Raw genomic sequence first — 18,126 nt, 5'->3', positions numbered from 1 at the left:
CCCATTCGGCAGGCCGTCAACTAAGCCCGCCCGGCGGGTTGGGGAGCGAGTATCCGACTTTGGATTTGATCAACAAGGCCAACAAAATAGCCAAATACCGTGATATTGGCAGCCAGACGACTACCGGTCTTTTGTCCGGCCCTCAACTGTCTGAATCTAAGGATGATGTCCCGATACAGCCAAAGACCACCCCGCCGCAACTTGATGACGATTGGGACGGCTTCACCTCTGGCCTGGAGCCCTACTGATGGAGCTATCCAGCACCGATGCCGACAAGCTCAAATCGTTTATCGACTGCTATGTCGAGACGCCGCTGCTTCGCACCATTCAAGATGATTTCGATCGCCTGCGCTATGACAAGCAGTTCGCCGGTGAGCCGATTTGTATGCTGCTGACGGGCGATGCCGGAACCGGCAAATCCTCCCTGCTCCGCCATTATATGGCCCTGTCTCCTGAACAAAGTGGCCATGGCTTTGTTCGCAAACCGTTATTGGTCAGCCGGATCCCGAGTAAGCCGACACTCGAATCCACCATGGTCGAACTACTCAAGGATCTGGGTCAATGGGGCAGCGAATACCGTCTGCACAGAAGCTCGGCAGAAAGCCTGACCGAGGCACTCATTAAATGCCTGAAGCGGTGTGAAACCGAGTTGATCATCATCGATGAATTTCAGGAGTTGATCGAAAACAAGACTCGCGAGAAACGCAATCAGATCGCCAATCGTCTCAAATACATCAGTGAAACCGCCAAGATCCCGATTGTGCTCGTTGGTATGCCATGGGCTGCAAAAATCGCCGAAGAGCCTCAGTGGGCTTCGCGCCTCATGGTGCGAAGAACTATCCCCTTCTTCAAGCTTTCAGAAGATGCAGAGAATTTTGTTCGTTTTGTCATGGGGCTGGCCAAACGGATGCCCTTTGCAACACCACCCAAACTGGAAGCCAAACATACGATTTTCGCGCTATTTGCATCCTGCCATGGCAGCATTCGAAGACTCAAACATCTGCTCGATGAATCGGTGAAACAGGCGCTGGCTGCTCATTCCGAGACGCTTCAGCACGAGCATATCGCCGTGGCTTTTGCGCTGTTTTATCCCGACCAGATCAACCCATTTTTACAACCCATCGACGAGATCCAGACGTGCGAAGTAAAGCAATACTCGCGCTATGAGATCGATGCAGCAGGCAAAGATGAAGTACTGATACCAACGCAATTTACCGACAAAATCCCCATCAGCCAGTTACTCAAGAAGCGATAACGTGAACTTCTCCCCTCTTTACCCTGCAAACTAAGTATTGCTTAGTACACTTGTTCGTATAAGACTAAGAAAATCTTAGCTACCTGATCCTCAGCTAGCAGATACCCCATGACAAACCCACTACCCCTCAGGCTCAAAGCCGCACGCAAGGCGGCAGGTCTGACGCAACAGCAACTTGGGATGCGATTAGGTATGGAGCAGAGCACGGCTAGCGCCCGAATGAACCAGTACGAGAAAGGCAAACACGCCCCTGACTACCAGACGATGCAACGCATCGCCCAGGAGCTGGGTTTTCCGGTGGCTTATTTCTACTGTGATGATGACTTGTTGGCTGAACTGCTGTGTGCGCTGGCCAAATTGCCGAAAGAAAGGCAGCAAGAGATGTTGCTGCAACTTTCGGCACCAAAGGAATGATAAGGTCGGAGCTGGATTCAGGTTCCGCTTAAATAGACTCCTGCCATGCCATCGAGTCTCTCCTTAATATGTTCCCAGCCTGGCATGATTTGCCCCATCAGTCGGTAGAATCGTTCACTGTGGTTATGCTCGGCTATATGGCAGAGCTCGTGCAGGATCACATAGTCAATACAGTCTCGGGAGGCTTTCACCAAGTGGGGATTCAGCGTGATACGGCCATTTGGCGAGCAGCTTCCCCACTGGGTTCGCATCGTCAGAATGCGAATAGGCGGCCCCTCGCTGACCCAGAGCGTCTGTTCAAGCAACGCCTCGAGTCTGCGACTAAACACCTCTTTCGCGCGCGCCTTGTACCACTCATGCAGCAATGAGCAAACAAGCTCTGGCGCATACTGTCGAACCGAGACTTGTAACTGACCACCTAGCAATTTCACCTGCTGCTTTTGCGTGGCCGATTCTGTCACCTTGAGCAGATACTGCTTACCGAGGTAATAGCAACTCTCGCCGCTGACATAGCGTGGCGCCAGAACATGCTCATTCAGAGAACGAAAATAGCGTAACTGCTGGTAGATCCAGCGAGCGCGCTTTTTCAGTGCCTCCAGAACCTCGTGTTTCGACACATTGGCCCCAGCCTGAACCTCGATACGACAATCCGGATGAACCAGGATCCGCACTCGCCCCGTGTTCGTGTTACGACTAACTCGCTCAACGTCGATCCACTCATCCCCATAACTAAAACTCAGCCGTTCACCCGACTCGCCAGCCTGATAAGGTGTTGAACAATCAATCGCAGCATTCATCAGCATTGTCCCCACTCAATCCGCATGCTGATTCAGACCGACGCGGGTGATCTGAATCACCATCTCGACGATCTTCTTAGCCTGATCCATGCCACCCCCTATGGCTTTGCACTCGGTAAACATCCTGGGTAGCAGCTTCTTGCGGATATCGGCCTCGATGTTTTGTGGATTGATGGAGTGTTCGGCGACCGACATCTCGACACAACCATCAATTTCGAACGCAAGTTTGACCCACTTATCCTGAACCTGCTGATCCACAATGCTGAAAACTTCCGGCAGAATTTTTTTGAACACACCGAAGTAGGCTTGCGCATGGCGATGTCCAGCAAAGGCTTCGGGTATCTCGTCCAGTTGACGCTTTTGTACCCGCTGCTCAAACTCATGAAACAGCAGGTACTGCTTGAGCGGGTGGTCAAACAGCTTTTCAGCCTCTTCAATGGCCTGACGCAACAGCTTGGAGAAAGCCTCCTGCGCGTAGGGGTCGTCGCCTAGCTCCTGCTCAATCATCCGGGTGACCCGGGTCTTGATGATATCCGTCTCGTTGCGGGTCTTGTCTTCGTTCCACTCGTCGGGTTGTTGTGTCAGCCCCATCTTGCCAACTTCGTAGACGCCTTCTGGATCCCGCACTTCAACACCGACAACATGCTTGTTCAGCAGTTTTTTCACCTGCTCGGCATATTCGTCATAGTCGATGCTTTCGCCTGCATCCTGACGCACCAACTGCCGCAAACTGGAGAGTTGTTTGACAGTCTCTTTGTAGTGCTGCCGATCCGCATCCGAGAAGCTCTTGTCTGCAAAGAAGGTGCTCGATTGCAACGCCACCTTCAGGCAACTGGCGAAAGCACTCAGCGCCTCGTAAAAGTCTTCGCGGATCTTCAGGTGCACATCAATCAGCTCACCATCGCGATCCTCAGTCTTGGGAACCAGAACCTGACGCAGCTGTTCGATGTCTTTCTTGTTTTTAACGCCATCGAAGATGGCCCAGAGCATCTTATAAAGATGCGGCAGACGCTTGTATTCGGTACTCATCTGCTCGTACAGACCGGCGATATCGTTGATGTCATAGCCCCCCTGAGTGCGGGACGCCAGATCCTGATACTTGGCTATGGTGGTATCCAGTTCGCTGAGGATGCCCCGATAATCGATGAGCAGGCCAAAATCCTTCTTCAGGTGCAGTCGGTTCACGCGGGCAATGGCCTGGATAAGGTTATGCCCCTTGAGTGGCTTGTCGATATAGAGCACCGCATTCTTCGGCTCATCGAAACCGGTCAGCAGCTTATCCACCACGATAAGCAGTTTCAGGCTCGGGTCTTTGTCAAAACGCTCGATGATCTGCTTGGTGTAGATCTGTTCATCCTGATTGCCGACATGTTCATTCCACCACTTTTGCACCTCGGGCATGGCGGCTTCATCAACCTCGGTATTACCCTCTCGGGAATCGGGAGCGCTCATCACCACCGCGCTTTCAAACAGACCTGCTTCATCCAGATACTGCTTGTACTTGATGGCCGAGGCTTTGCTGTCGCAAGCCAGTTGCCCTTTGAGCTCATCATCGATGTGTTTGTCAAAATGGTTGGCAATATCCAGCGCAATCAGCCGGATCCGATCCTCGGCACTGTAGATCTGTCCCTTCTTGGCAAACTTGCGCTTGAGGTCGGCTTTTTGCTCTTCGTTCAGCCCCTCGGTGATCCGATCAAACCAGCTGTCGATAGCCCGCTCGTTCACATCCAGATCCGGAATGCGCTCTTCATACAGCAGCGGGGTAACAGCTCTGTCTTCTACCGCACGCTGCATGGTATAGGCATGCACGATAGGACCGAATTTGTTGGTGGTCTTATCGTCTTTTAGCAGCGGGGTGCCGGTGAAGGCTACAAAGGCGGCATTGGGAAGTGCCTGCTTCATGCGAATATGGTTCTCGCCCCCCTGGCTGCGATGCCCCTCATCGATCAGCACGATAATGTCCGGGCTGAGATTGCTGCATTCCGGCAGTTTGGTCGCGCTGTTGAACTTCTGGATCAACGAGAAAATTATCCGCTCATTGCCACGACCGATCTGCTCAGCCAGCCGTTTGCCCGAGGTGGCCATTGCCGCTTCGCGGTCCTTTTTACTCGCCAGCTCACCACCGGAGGCAAAGGTTTTGCTCAGTTGGCTTTCCAGATCGACCCGATCGGTCACCACGATAATCCGGCAGACTTTCAGAGATTCATGCAGGATCAGCACCTTGCTCAAGAACACCATGGTGAATGACTTACCCGAGCCCGTGGTATGCCAGATCACGCCCCCTTCACGCCCTCCCTGGAGGTTGCGTGTATCGATGCGCTCGATCAGTCGCTTGATGCCAAATACTTGCTGATAGCGGGCGACTATCTTGCCCGCCTTCTTGTCAAACAGGGTGAAATAGCGCGTCATCTCCAGCAAACGGTCGGGTGAAAGCAGACTCATCAACAGCCGATCCTGACCGGTCACCGCCAGCTCACCGGAGGAGACCAGATCCTGATACCAGATCAGATCGTGCGGTTTACGGTGATCAAACAGCGCGGCCATCTGCTGCGCCGAGAGACGACGATTCTTCAGGGCAAACATCTGGGCCTCTGAAATATCCTCCTCGCGCCAGGCGGCCCAGAATGTGGTCGGCGTCAGACATGTGCCATAGCGGCCATCCGAGCCATTGATGGAGAGCAGCAACTGACTGTATGCAAAGAGCTGCGGGATCTCGTCGTGCCGCTGATTGCGCAGGCTTTGCGAAATGCCTTCATTGATAGTCGGTCCCTTTTTGGCCCCCTGTCCTGAGTGGCCGTCAGGGCGTTTTGCTTCGATAACAACCAGCGGAATGCCGTTGACGAAGCAGACGATATCCGGTCGCCGCGCATCGATGCCGCCTGAGCGCAGTACGCTGAACTCTTCGGTAAAGACAAAGCTGTTGTTTTCCGGCTGCTGCCAGTCAATCAGGGCAATGGTCGGATTCACCTTCTTGCCATCGACAAACTCGGTGACAGAAATGCCCAGCAGCAGGTGGTTATAGAGCCGTTCGTTAGCCCGCTGCAGCCCTTCGTTCAGCGCTGGCGCACAAATTTCGGCAACCAGATTATCGAGGGTCTTCTCCGATAACCCATGCTCACGCCCGGCATAGGGAAAGCGACGTTTGGCCAGTTGCGTGCGTAATTCATCACGCAGCACCACCTCGCCCAGCTTGCCACCACGCGCCGCTAACGCCTGCTCCGGAGGCAGAAAGGTCCAGCCCAGGTTGCTTAACAACGCCAGAGCCGGGATCTTGGCACTGTACTCTTCCTGGAATTTTGGGGCTGTCTGACCACTCATTGGGGATCCTTTTGCTGCGGTATGCGCTGCCATTTCAGCAAGGCGTCGATATCTTGTGCACCTTGTTCTTCTTTTAAACGACGTTGCTGTTCGGCATAGCGCTCAAATTCATGGTGGGCTTTGTTATCTGCCTGCTGTTTACTGATCTTGCCCGAACCGCTGAGCACATCGCGGTCATTGAATTGTAAAAACTGGTCTAGTTTGTCTTGCCAATCGCGCAAAAACACCTGCTGGCGGCGTTTGGCTTGGTCTTCGGCAAAATCCAGCCACATTGACACTACGCGGTTCAGCTCGTCGATTTCCTGCTTATTCAGGTAGTTTTTGGCGACAGTCACATCACCTTTGCGAACTTCTTCACCCTTAAAGCTGGTCAGTCCCATATGTGGCAAGCTGGCATCTACGCGATGGTGAATTAGCTCGGCTGCCGTCTGGCCCGTGCAGGCAAAGTGCAGCTTGTTCTGGATGATCTGAAAAAACTGGGTGGTTTCTTTCAGGGATGGCTGGTAATCGGCGGCCAGCGCAAAAATCTCGCGCACCCGCAGATACATCCGCCGCTCGCTGGCACGAATATCGCGGATGCGTTCCAGCATTTCGCCAAAGTAATCAGGCACGATGGATGGGCCAACGGGCGGATTTTTTAGTCGCTCGTCATCCATCACAAAGCCCTTGATCAGATATTCCTGCAGCGTCTGCGTCGCCCACTGGCGGAACTGTGTACCACGGGTTGAGCGCACGCGGTAGCCAACCGCCAGCACGAGGGGCAAACTGAAGTACTGCACCTGATAGTTTTTGCCGTCTGCGGCAGTTGTTCGGTAAAACCGAACAACTGAATCTTCGCTTAGCTCACCCTCTTCAAATACATTCTTGATATGCCCGCTGATGGTGGCCTTAGCCTTGCCGTACAGATCGCAAATCATCGCCTGCGACAGCCACAACGTCTCGTTCTCGAAGCGGCACTCAATGCGAACCTTGCCATCCACGCTGGCAAACATCACAAACTCGCCCGCCGGGGCTTCGGAAATGGGTTTGATGTTGTCCATAAGCCTAACCCAGCACCCGCCAGTACGGCTCGAAAGCGGCGCGTACGCTATCGGCCACCAATGCGATGAAATCGCGGTAATCCCCGGTGGTATGCAGCGTATCCAGCGCTTGGTAGTAGGCCAGCCGCTGCTCCACGGTAATCACGCAAGGCGGAAAGCCGCTTTTCATCAGCTCCAGATTCATCAGCAGGCGCGAGGTGCGGCCATTGCCATCCACAAACGGGTGGATGCCAACAAAATCGGCATGTACACGCGCCGCACGCTCCACCGGGTGCAACTGGCCGGCGGAGCTGCCGTACCACGCCAGAAAATCGTGCATCTGCTCGCCCACCCGCAGATGATCGGGCGGCGTATGGCTGGCACCCGCGATCAGTACATTGACCGTGCGGTAACGCCCGGCGTGCTCATCGTCGATATTTTTCAGGATCAGTCGGTGCAAATTGCGGATTTGCCACTCGGAAAACGGCTCGGCGTGCTGCACGATGTCTTCCAGATACAGGATCGCATCGCGGTGGTTAATCGCCTCGAAGTGTTCGCGCAAGGGCTTGCCGCCCACGGTAATGCCTTCGAGCACCACCTTGGTTTCCAGCAGCGTCAGCGTATTACCTTCAATCGCATTGGAGTGATACGTCCAGCGCAGCAGCAGATCGTCATGCAGGCTGCGCGTGGTCGCGGCTGGCAGTGGACGTGCCGCATCCAGCTGCGCCTTCATCTGGTTGAGTTGTTCAAACATGGGCGGCCTCCAAAACCACGCGGCGCTTGCCGGTGAGCAGGGCTTGCATCAGGGCTTTTTTCTCCTGCTTTAAACAGTCAAGCTTGCGCTGCAGGATTGCAATTTCCTGATCGGCTTCGGTTAGCACTAAGGCGATTTTTTGTTGTTCCTCAATGCTAGGCAAATGAAGATGAATCATTAGCATATCTTTTTTGTTTAGTTTGGCTCTTGTTCCACTATTAACGAACCCCATAATATTTTTATTAACCAGTGAAAAATATATCCACTCGTTCACACAATTCTGTTTTGCTCGAAGAATATGAGCGTGATTGTTAACCCAGCATTTCCCATGAGATAGGTTAGCAATAGGACGGGAGGCATATTCATCAAAATAACCACCATCTTCCGCCAACAAAACAATTGTCTCATCAAAAATGTATTCGTTAATGTAGCCAACTATTCCGTTTGCACCCCAGTAAGGAATGGATCCGACCATTTCAGCTCGCTGCTCTGAATTTATTGGTATACGCTGATTATCCAAACAATCCGCACAATCTTTCACGTGTACTTTTTTCCACGCCCCACTAAATCTCACGCCATTTTTATCCAGCAGGCGCTTTTTGCCGGTCAGCAGTTGCTGCATCAGCGCCTTTTTCTGCTGCTGGCTATTGGCCAGCAGTTGTTCTGTGGTGCTGATGGCCTGATCCCAAGTGGAGAGGATTTTGGCGATTTTCTTTTGTTCGGGGAATGGTGGAATGGGTGCTATAAGGTCTTGTACCTGCTTTGCTGATAAATTTGCTTGTTTGGTCCCACCAGGGAACGAATACAATCGAGAGAGAATTACCTCACTTCGTAGCAGGTTAAGCAAATAACCTGAACACGTATGCTTTTTAGGAATAAACTTCATCACTCGTTGATTCAGTAATGACTCTGGCGCATTTACTGGGATTTCTACCGTAAAACCATAGTCGCGTTTGCCCATTGTCCCCGTCATAGACATGACCAAATCACCCGGTTTCACAAGAAACCGAGCATATTCATCCTTGAAAGACTCGGGAAGATATTCTGGATTTCGAGTCAAATCGAGCGTGTTTTGGTACAAGTTACCCATTCTTAATAATGGAATGCCTGTAGGAGTAAAATCGCTACTTTTAAAGGCAAAGCCCATAACGGTATCAGCCAAGTCGTTTAATGAACCTACCGTCCATCCCTTAGGCACCATAACCACCTCCTGAAACCTGAATATGACTAACCCCTGCGTGCTCACCCGTCCCTGGGGCCAGGTTCCACTTCGGCCATCCACGGCCTCGCGTACTCGGCTTGCCGAGTGATGTTAAATCACTCATCAGCGCCTCCGGCGCACGCCGAGTACCCCAGCTCCTCCAGATATTTGGCCATTTCGGTTTCCAGCGCAGTCAATTGCGATTGCTCGCGTTGTTCATTCAGCATCGCCGCACTCCTTCTTTTTTGGCAATGCCGAGTCTTTAATCATTTTCTTTTCCGCTGAGGCGACGCGACGCTCCAGTTTTTTCAGGTCCTCCGCTGCGGGTAGTTGTTCTGGCCGGATGCCGCGCTGGCCCAGCATGTCACGTACGCTGCGGTTGTTTTGCACATGCTCTGAGGCAATGGCGCGTTCCCCTTGCAAATCATGCTGGTTCACATTGTGGTTGGTAATTTCGGTGGCCAAATTTTTGGCCGCAATGGTGACGGTGGGCAAGAAATCCGCTAGCGGCCGTGCGTCTGGCACGGCGAGGTGCCGCTTCATAGCTTGTGTGGTTTTGCCACCAAACAGTGCGGCGTCACCTTGTGAGCGGATGCGACCAAAACCCTGTTCATCGACACCTCGTTCGTAGATATTTTTGGACAGTGCGGTTTCCGACTCGCGCAGCTTTTGGCGGGCATCGAGGCGACTTTGCAGGGCAAGCCGCTCTTCCAGTTGCTCTTGTTTTCGGGTTTGCAAGGCGAAGTAAGTTTGGGCAAACGCGACCTGCGCTTTGGCCGGGTCGGCATTTTGCGCGGCCAGATAGCAGGCGTAACGGGTCATCATGGTGTCGCTGACCGGGCGTTCGGCACCCGAGCCGATGGCCACCATTTTCGTGATGTCACGAAAATGGTCGTGGACTGGCACTCCGCTATTTTCACAGGCTTTTTTGGCCTTCTCTACCACTTTACTGAAGTTCTCCCAGCGCTCGTAGCCAAGCAGGATCATCAAGTCACGGGCGTAGCAAAATTCGATACCGCTGTCATCAAGTTGATGGGTGTGCTGGTCAAAATCCTGTTTCAGCGTGGCTATTTGTTGCTTATTCATACCCCAGCTCCTTCAGGTAGCCAGCCATGGTACTTTCCAGTTCGGTCAGTCGGGCTTTGAGTTGTTCGCGCTCGGCGCGTACCGCCAGCAGATCGATCTCTTCCTCTTCTTCGAAGGTATCGACATAGCGCGGGATATTCAGGTTGTAGTCGTTATCGCGGATCTCCTGCAGCGAGGCAAGATAGGCGTATTTATCGACGTTATCGCCATTACGGTAGGTGGCGACAATCTTGGCGATATTCTCGTCGGAGAGCTGGTTCTGGTTCTTGCCCGCCTTGCACTCGCGGCTGGCATCGATAAACAGGACGTTATCGTCGACTTTGTGTTTTTTGAAGATCAGGATCGCCGCCGGGATGCCGGTGCCATAGAACAGCTTCTCCGGCAGGCCGATGACCGCATCAAGCAGGTTCTCTTCTATCAGCTTTTGGCGAATGAGCCCTTCACTAGAGCCCCGGAACAGTACGCCGTGGGGCACTACCACGCCCATGCGCCCGCTATTAGGTTTGAGCGTCTCAATCATATGCAGGATAAAGGCATAGTCGCCCTTGGTCTTGGGCGGAATGCCACGGCGGAAGCGGCTGAATTTGTCGTGCTCGGCCTCTTCATGGCCCCACTTGTCCAGCGAAAACGGCGGGTTGGCGGTAACCACATCAAACAGCATCAGATCGCCGTTCTTATCCAGCAGCTTGGGGTTACGGATGGTGTCGCCCCACTCGATCTTGTGGTTATCCTCGCCGTGCAGAAACATGTTCATCTTGGCCAGCGACCAGGTGGAGCCGATGGCCTCCTGGCCGTAGAGCGCATATTGGCGGCTGCCGTGGTTGGCGACGATTTTGCGCCCGCACTTCATCAGCAGCGAGCCGGAGCCACAGGCCGGATCGCAGATGGTGTCACCCGGCTGGGGTTCGAGCAGCTCGGCAATCAGATCGGAGACTTCCGGCGGGGTATAGAACTCACCGGCCTTCTGGCCACCGCTGGCGGCGAAGTTCTTGATCAGGTATTCGTAGCCGCCACCGATCACATCCAGCGAGCCGACCCGCGAAGGCTTGAGGTTCAGTGCCTCCTTGGCAAAGTCTTCGAGCAGATGGCGCAAAATGGTGTTCTTCTGCTTCTCTTCACCGAGCTTGTCGGTATTGAACGAGATGTCCTGAAACACGCTCTTGCCCGCATCCTTGAGCTTGGTGCCATTGGCCTCTTCGAGCGCATGCAGCGCCATATCGATGCGGGTGCCATTGCCCGGCTCGTGGCGGTGTTCATACAGGTGATAGAAGCTGGATTCTTTGGGCAGCACGAAGCGCTCGTTCTTCATCATCTCGTCAATGAGTTCGGGCTCGTCACCGTATTGGGTCTGGTAGTTGTCGTAGTGATCCTGCCAGACATCGGAGATGTATTTGAGGAACAGCATCGTCAGGATGAAGTCCTTGTAGGTATCGGCGCTGACGGTGCCGCGAAAGGTATCGCAAGCCGCCCACAGGGCTTTGTTGATCTCATCCTGATTGATTTGTTCGGTCATGGTGTCGTTCCTCCTAGATGGCCGTCGCCGGTGGCGGCAGCCAGAAAATCGTTGGCGATGCGGCGTTGAAGTTGCACGCCGTTGCTGATCAGCTGTTGCAGCGTCTGCTGTTGCTGGCGCAGGTTCTGTTGCAGGGCGGCCAGCGCCGCCTGTTGGCGGAGTGCAGGCAAGGCCAGCGGCGTCTCGGCCAGCACACTGCGGCGGATACTTTTGACCTGCGAGCCTTCGGCATTCTGCTCAAAATAGCGCTGGCTGGGCTCTTGATTGAGCCACCAGGCCAGATACTCCGGCAGCAGTTGGGCGTGGCAGCGCAGCAGATAAAACACCGGTGCCGCCACGGCCTGGATGGCCGCCTGCTCGATGCGGTGATCCACGCTAACGGCGAAATTGCGGTTCCCCTTGGCGACAAACAGCACGTCACCGGGGCGCAACCAGCCGGGATCTTTCTTGCCGGTCAGGGTGGTCGTCTGGCAACCGTCCCAGCGGATGCCGAGCTCGACGCTGACATCCTTGATCTGCACCACCCGGATATCCGACCCCTCGGCTTCCGGCACTTTGCCGCGAAAGGGATAACCCGGCAGGATCTCGCAGACGCTGGCAAGGGAGGTGAGCTGCATCGAAAATCCTTCATCATCTGACATGATGCAAAATCATGGTGCCAAGCGAGGATGAAGTAAAGTTATTTTTTGCATCATCTTGAATGATGCCGCACATATTCGACCATTTGTTGGCCAACTTACTCGCCGATGATGGCAACTCTGCAGCCGTTATCGCAGTTTGACACTCGGTGATGGCAATTCATCGCGGAGCTGCTACAACTTAAAACTAAGTAATATTTAGTTTTGGAGGCTGAATGCGCCTTCTTATTCGCCCGGAGCCTTACCCTGATGAATCACTGGAGAGCTATCTGCTCAGGCTGAGCCAGGAGAATGGCTTTGAGCGTTATGCGCTGCTGAGTGGGGCCATCCGTGACAGCCTGTTGGTGCAGGATCATGAGGCCAGTGGCGCTTTCCCGTTGGAGCTAGCGCGCGTCAATGTGTTTCATGCCAATCGCTCCAGCGGGTTGAGAGTTAGAGCCCTGCAACTGTTTGCGCAGTTGACCGATCTGGATCCGGCCTGCCTGTTACAACTGAGCTTGATGCACTCCGGACTGCATTTCGGCTCTGGGCATGCTTGCGTACATCGTGCCGGTGTTGATATTCCGCTGGGCTTTATCCGACCCGCCCCGATCCCGGTTTGCCCCGCCTGTTTGCGTGAGTCGGCCTATATTCGTCAGCACTGGCACTACAGTCCTTATCTGGCCTGCCATCGGCACAGCAGCCAATTACTCCATCACTGCCCCAGCTGTGGCGAGGCGCTGGATTATCAGCGCAGCGAGTCGTTCACCCATTGTCGCTGCGGGTTTGACCTGCGAACAGCGATTACCCAGCCCGCGAGCACTGAGGCACAGCAGCTTAGCGCCCTCATCTGCGGTGCCCGATTTGAATCAACCAACCCTTTGCTCTCCAGTGAGCATCCCAGCCTGATGTTTGGAGCCCTGTACTGGTATTGGTTGCGGAATAAGACGGCCGACGCCGGGAAGCCGGAATTCAGCACCCTAACCACGGCGATTGGCTATTTTTCGGCCTGGCCCGCCAATTTCCATCACGAGTTGCAGCAGATGGCGCAAAAGGCACTGCAGACTCAGACCCGGTTACTCAATCACACGGCGTTTCGTGAGGTGTTTGGCTCTGTCCTGACGGACTGCCGCCAGTTACCGACGCGCGATAGCCATCGCAATTTCATCTTGCGCGGGCTGCTCGATTATCTGACCGAGCTGGTCTGTGCTAATCCCAAAATGCGGGTCGCCAATCTGGCCGACATTCAGTTAACCGCCATCGAGGCTGCCGCCGTGCTTGGCACGTCCGTTGAACAGGTTTTTCGACTTCTGCAGGACGGGTACTTGACCCCGGCCCACAGGAGGATCCACGGTGGGCTCAAGCCGCATGAGCCGCTTTTTCATCTGCGGTACGTCATTGAGTGTCGACAGGCTCATCGCTCGACATTCAATGACGCCTATCATCCCTACTTGCCTGCATGGTGACGACAATGCCTCTTCATGAACTGATGAACCTTCACGATCAGGCAGAGCGGGATAAGGCTCTACGCCGAGCCTTTGCGCCGTACACGCCCGATATCGAGCTCGAAGGAGAGGAATATCGAGCGCTGGTCGTGTTGGTCAATTTGACGCTCAAACGCGACCAGGCGGTTGATCTGTGTGATGAGTCGCAAGCTCAGCGTCTGGTCAACGATGACAAGCATCTCGAGCATTGTGTCCATCAGGTAGCCTGGCTGCATTCGCACAATTTGAAATATCCCGATACCCGGGTGAGCGGCCAGCGGTTAGTGATTGACGCCCCGCCCCTGATCCCGGGAGTAGTAACCAGTGCCGGATTGCAAAACAGATTGGGATGGGCCAACAACAGTTCCGATATTAACTATGCCAAGCTGTTCTGCTCCTCGTTTCTCTACCAGGGCCTATCCAGCAATCTGGCCCTGCAACTGGTTGCCGATGCGCCCGCCTGGACTGGGGCGTTCAGACAACTCGGCTTACCCAATACGGCTATTGCCGCACTCCAGGCACAACTGGCGCATCACCTCGCCGCGTCCGTAGTTCCCTCAGAGGTCAACGTCTACTCCAAGCAAGTTCGTTTCTGGTACCAGGGTGATTATTGCGCGATCACCCCCGTCGTCAGCCATGCCTTGATGGCCCATTTGCAGCACATGATCTATGAAAATCGCTGCTCGCACCTCACCATCAGCCATGATCACCCCGCCAGCGTAGGTAGCCTTGTGGGCTCTGTTGGCGGCAAGGTCGCAGTGCTGAATTATCCGCCACCGATCAGTATCCAAAAACGCCGCCACTTCTCGCAATCTCGGACACAGCGCCTCAATGAAGGAGCTATCCTGTTTGATCGGGGCATGCTGTACGACAAGGTCTTCCCCCAGGCGCTCGAGCATCTGATCACGCCGACCGGGCTGACTCGCCGACAACGCAAACAATCACGGCTCAGTGCAATGCGTTATTTGCGCCGACAGCTGGCCGCCTGGATTGGACCTGTGATTGAGTGGCGCGATGAGATCCAGCAGCTACCGAATGTAGAGCTGCTGATTACGCCCGAGCGATTGGAATGGAAGATAGTGACCAGCCCAGTGGCTGAGTTGCCAGATTTGGCGACGGAGTTGGCTGGTGTATTTCATCTTGAACTGCAGACACATCACGCCACTCGTCGCTTCGCCTATCACCCGGAGTTACTGATTCCGGTCAAGAGCCAGCTGCGCTGGCTGATCAACAAGCTGGCCGATGACGAAAACCAACCGGCGCCCCTGCAAGTGGCAACATCCTGTTATCTGCATCTGTCTGGCTTACGTGTCTACGATGCGTTGGCGCTGGCCAATCCTTATCTTTGCGGCATCCCCTCGCTCTCGGCGCTCGCCGGGTTCTGCCATGACTACGAACGTCGATTAACGGCCTTGCTCAAACGGCCTGTCCGGTTCACCGGCGTGTCGTGGTATCCCAGCCATTACCATTTGCTATCGGGCAAGTCGTTGCAGGAACCCTTATCACCGATACATGCCCGTGAGGTTTCTGCTATCCGGCGTCCTGGACTAATCGACAGCAAATACTGCGATTTGGGCATGGATCTGGTGATGGCGTTACAGGTGGATGATGAGCACCCGCTCCCATCTGCCAATGAGCAGGATCTGTTGCAGGCCGCATTTCCATCGCGTTTCGCAGGGGGTTGCCTGCATCCACCGTCTCTCTACGAGAGCAAGCCGTGGTGCAGCCTCTATACGAACAGGACTGAGCTGTTCAACACCTTGTCTCGACTCCCCAGAGCGGGTTGTTGGGTCTATCCATACCAATCGCGGATCGGCAAGCTGGATGAGCTTATCGATACACTGAACATGGACCGCCGAGTCCGGCTGATCACGACAGGCTATGTATTTCTCGATGAACCCCGGATGCGGGCAGGTAGTGTGGAAAAACACCATGTTTATGCCGAGTCGGCGCTTGGGCTGGCTCTTTGTGTCAATCCGGTTGAAATGCGACTGGATGGTAATAACCACTTCTTTAATCATGGCTTCTGGCAACTGACGGCGATAAACAGGGCTATTCTGATGACAGGTGCGGGCAACATGGAGCAACGACATGGAGCTATGCAAACATCTGAGCTATAGCCGCTCTCTATCCCCTGGCAAGGCCGTCTTCTTCTACAAAACGGCTGATAGCGACTTCGTGCCGCTTCGCGTGGAAACAGCCCGTGTGGTTAGCCAGAAAAGCGGCTATTCCGAAGGGTTTGATGCCAACTTTCAGCCGAAAAATGTTGAACGCTACGAGCTGGCGTATGGGAATCCGCAAACCATCGAGGCTTGTTATGTTCCGCCGAATATCGATAAATTGTACTGTCGCTTCTCGCTACGTGTTGAGGCCAATTCGCTCAGTCCAGATCTCTGCTCAGATCCTGGCGTGGTCAAAACACTCAGACAATTGGCTGGCTTGTATCAAGAGCACGGAGGGTACCTCGAGTTGGCGCGGCGCTATAGCCGCAACTTGCTAATGGGCAATTGGCTATGGCGCAACCGACATAATGAGGGCACCCGAATTGAAGTGAAAACCTCACAAGGTTTGCACTTCGCCATTGAGGACGTCCGGCATCTGGATTGGTTCAGCGAATGGCCAGCACCCGCGGAAGCACAACTGAATCAATTGGCCGATGAAATGGCCATCGCGCTGAGTCGTCGCGACATGTTCTGGTTTGCCGATATCACAGCGGTCATGAAAACCGGGTTTTGTCAGGAGATATTCCCCAGTCAACTCTTTACTGAGCGCCCCGACAACCATGATGAACCCAGTAAAAAACTGGCCACCGTTGAGACCATCGACGGACAACTGGCGGCCTGTCTTCATGCCCAAAAGGTGGGTGCGGCACTGCAGCAAATTGATGATTGGTGGGCCGAGGATGCCGATCAGCCTTTGCGTGTTCATCAATATGGCGCCGATAGCAAAAACCTGACCTCCATGCGACACCCTGTATCCGGACAAGACTTCTACCATCTGCTCAGCAGAGCCGATGAATTTCTCGAGCAGATGAGATCATCCCCAGCCTCATCGCCCCTCCCCGGTGAGATTCACTATCTGATGGCTGTACTGACCAAAGGTGGTCTGTTCCAAAAAGGAAAAGGGTAATGACGGACAAGAGTTTTTTCTTCGCAATTCATTATATTCCCGCTAAAGTAGATTGCGGGTTACTGGCCGGGCGCTGTATCTCAACCCTGCATGGTTATCTGCTTAATCATGCCGATGCACAAATAGGCGTTGCTTTCCCCTGCTGGAGCAACAAATCCATCGGCCGCACGATTGCATTTGTCAGCGAACACAGTTCGCATCTCACCCAGTTTCGCGAGCGAACCTATTTCCAGACCATGCAAGGCGACGGTTTGTTTGAGTTGAGTCCTGTCCTGGAAGTCCCAGACGATTGCGCAGAGGTGCGATTTATCCGTAACCAAAATCTGGCCAAGCTGTTTGTTGGAGAACGTAGACGGCGACTGGCCAGAAGCAAGCGGCGAGCAGCAGAGCGCGGTGAACTGTTTGTACCCAAAGCCCCCGTTGTAAACCAGGAAATAGCGCCTTTTCATTGCGCGTTGATACAAAGCGCCAGTAATGCACAGAACTACGTGCTGCATATTCAAAAACAACTCTGTGATAGTCGAGATACCACAAAAACCTATAGTCACTACGGCTTGGCGTCCCCCAATTCCTATAGGGGCTCAGTGCCTGAATTATCCACGAGCATTTCAACCCTTTTCCCAGATAGTCTATATTTGAAGCGGTAACTCAACAGGTTACCAATTCGCCTGAAATTTTGGATTGATGCATTTAATCTTGAATTTCAGAGACGAATCAGTGCGTTAGTATTGTCGACGCACGGTGAACTGCCGAATAGGCAGCCAAGAAAGTATTCGGGAATTAATCGTCTACGGAGAAACAGTGAACTGCCGAATAGGCAGCCAAGAAAGATGGAACGTTGAGAATGGCATGGAGTATTTGTGAACTGCCGCATAGGCAGCCAAGATTAGGACCGGAAGTTATCATCCAAGCCGAGTTCTTTTCACTGCCGCAGAGGCAGAATATCGGCCCAGCTACTAAAGCTGGGCCTTTTCTTTAGTGATGGGTTAGCGCAGCCTGAATCAAATGGGGACTTAGTCGGTGAAAATCATGACGAAACAGGAAGTTGATGTGCTCAGCGACATCCGCTGCGATGTCTGTGAAGAAAGCTGCTCACCCGTTGAAGGTTACGGTCCCCAAGTCGGAACGCTCAGTGCCAAGTGGGGTTATGGCTCCCGTCATGATGGCGAAAGCTATGAAGTCCATCTCTGTGAATCCTGCTTTTTCCAGGCACTGTCCAATCTTCAAGAACAGCGCCGAGGCCAGCTAATGTTCTCTGAACAGGGCTATGAACCCAATCCGGATTTCGGGCGAATCGAGAGCAATAAGGAGATAATCTGATTGCGCAAGGCGTTCGGATACCCGCAAAACCATGGTTGCGTAATCTGCTTTTCTAACGATAAGAACCTGTTATATATTTCATTAGGGCGAGAAACTGGCAGCATCAGGGTGCAATTGTCAGTGGAAGGACCCCGGAGCCAGGGCGAGATCGTGAACGTTTTATAACCAATATCAAGTCTTGATTGACGTAAATCTCCACCTGTGATCATATGCTTCCTT

Annotated in this window: 16 protein-coding genes; 8 read left to right on the top strand and 8 right to left on the bottom strand. The window is 53.7% G+C overall.

Annotation, left to right across the window (positions count from 1 at the left end; translation table 11 throughout):
• From ACYVG7_RS13225 to ACYVG7_RS13215, 3 genes are all read left to right on the top strand, one after another.
• Positions 1–248 (top strand): hypothetical protein (locus ACYVG7_RS13225; protein WP_460883565.1); only part of this gene is annotated, 248 nt, incomplete at its 5' end.
• Positions 248–1,255, top strand: a complete 1,008-nt coding sequence (locus ACYVG7_RS13220; RefSeq protein ID WP_460883564.1) for a TniB family NTP-binding protein — start codon at positions 248–250, stop codon at positions 1,253–1,255. The genes ACYVG7_RS13225 and ACYVG7_RS13220, both read left to right, overlap by 1 nt.
• A gap of 108 nt (positions 1,256–1,363) precedes the next feature.
• Positions 1,364–1,669, top strand: coding sequence for a helix-turn-helix domain-containing protein (locus ACYVG7_RS13215; protein ID WP_460883563.1), 306 nt, complete (start codon positions 1,364–1,366; stop codon positions 1,667–1,669).
• Positions 1,670–1,686: 17 nt separating this feature from the next.
• Here the strand turns inward: ACYVG7_RS13215 and ACYVG7_RS13210 are convergent, their stop codons facing one another.
• The 8 genes from ACYVG7_RS13210 to ACYVG7_RS13175 all read right to left on the bottom strand — a co-directional run bounded on the left by ACYVG7_RS13210 (position 1,687) and on the right by ACYVG7_RS13175 (position 11,974).
• A complete protein-coding gene (locus tag ACYVG7_RS13210; RefSeq protein ID WP_460883562.1) occupies positions 1,687–2,472 on the bottom strand; it encodes a M48 family metallopeptidase in 786 nt (261 codons plus the stop codon).
• 9 nt (positions 2,473–2,481) lie between these two features.
• On the bottom strand, positions 2,482–5,784 hold the full coding sequence (locus ACYVG7_RS13205) for a type I restriction endonuclease subunit R (RefSeq protein WP_460883561.1): 3,303 nt from the start codon (positions 5,782–5,784) through the stop codon (positions 2,482–2,484).
• Positions 5,781–6,764 carry a virulence RhuM family protein gene (locus ACYVG7_RS13200; RefSeq protein WP_460883560.1) on the bottom strand — a complete coding sequence of 328 codons (984 nt, stop codon included), beginning with the start codon at positions 6,762–6,764 and terminating at the stop codon, positions 5,781–5,783. The genes ACYVG7_RS13205 and ACYVG7_RS13200 overlap by 4 nt, the downstream gene beginning before the upstream one ends.
• A gap of 64 nt (positions 6,765–6,828) precedes the next feature.
• Positions 6,829–7,557, bottom strand: a complete 729-nt coding sequence (locus ACYVG7_RS13195; protein ID WP_460883559.1) for a Fic family protein — start codon at positions 7,555–7,557, stop codon at positions 6,829–6,831.
• Entirely contained in the window at positions 7,550–8,758 is a 1,209-nt protein-coding gene (locus ACYVG7_RS13190) for a restriction endonuclease subunit S (protein ID WP_460883558.1), read from the bottom strand. The genes ACYVG7_RS13195 and ACYVG7_RS13190 overlap by 8 nt, the downstream gene beginning before the upstream one ends.
• Before the next feature lie 216 nt (positions 8,759–8,974).
• Complete coding sequence (gene dinD / locus ACYVG7_RS13185; protein ID WP_460883557.1) at positions 8,975–9,844, bottom strand: DNA damage-inducible protein D; 870 nt, start codon at positions 9,842–9,844, stop codon at positions 8,975–8,977.
• Complete coding sequence (locus ACYVG7_RS13180; protein WP_460883556.1) at positions 9,837–11,357, bottom strand: type I restriction-modification system subunit M; 1,521 nt, start codon at positions 11,355–11,357, stop codon at positions 9,837–9,839. Before ACYVG7_RS13180 ends, dinD begins: the two co-directional genes overlap by 8 nt.
• A complete protein-coding gene (locus ACYVG7_RS13175; protein ID WP_460883555.1) occupies positions 11,354–11,974 on the bottom strand; it encodes a restriction endonuclease subunit S domain-containing protein in 621 nt (206 codons plus the stop codon). Before ACYVG7_RS13175 ends, ACYVG7_RS13180 begins: the two co-directional genes overlap by 4 nt.
• A gap of 236 nt (positions 11,975–12,210) precedes the next feature.
• On the opposite strand from ACYVG7_RS13175, the gene ACYVG7_RS13170 reads away from it, so the two are divergent.
• The 5 genes from ACYVG7_RS13170 (at position 12,211) to ACYVG7_RS13150 (ending at position 17,907) form a co-directional block, all read left to right on the top strand.
• Entirely contained in the window at positions 12,211–13,440 is a 1,230-nt protein-coding gene (locus ACYVG7_RS13170) for a TniQ family protein (protein ID WP_460883554.1), read from the top strand.
• Positions 13,441–13,445: 5 nt separating this feature from the next.
• Complete coding sequence (locus ACYVG7_RS13165; RefSeq protein ID WP_460883553.1) at positions 13,446–15,578, top strand: type I-F CRISPR-associated protein Csy2; 2,133 nt, start codon at positions 13,446–13,448, stop codon at positions 15,576–15,578.
• A complete protein-coding gene (gene csy3, locus ACYVG7_RS13160) occupies positions 15,550–16,587 on the top strand; it encodes a type I-F CRISPR-associated protein Csy3 (RefSeq protein WP_460883552.1) in 1,038 nt (345 codons plus the stop codon). The genes ACYVG7_RS13165 and csy3 overlap by 29 nt, the downstream gene beginning before the upstream one ends.
• Positions 16,587–17,234: a type I-F CRISPR-associated endoribonuclease Cas6/Csy4 gene (cas6f, locus tag ACYVG7_RS13155; protein WP_460883551.1), complete on the top strand. Its 648-nt coding sequence runs from the start codon at positions 16,587–16,589 to the stop codon at positions 17,232–17,234. The genes csy3 and cas6f overlap by 1 nt, the downstream gene beginning before the upstream one ends.
• 382 nt (positions 17,235–17,616) lie before the next feature.
• On the top strand, positions 17,617–17,907 hold the full coding sequence (locus ACYVG7_RS13150; protein WP_460883550.1) for a hypothetical protein: 291 nt from the start codon (positions 17,617–17,619) through the stop codon (positions 17,905–17,907).
• The last annotated feature ends 219 nt before the right edge of the window (positions 17,908–18,126 follow it).

The sequence above is a fragment of the Pseudaeromonas pectinilytica genome (assembly GCF_054780855.1).
This window is presented reverse-complemented; position numbering and strand designations above follow the sequence as displayed.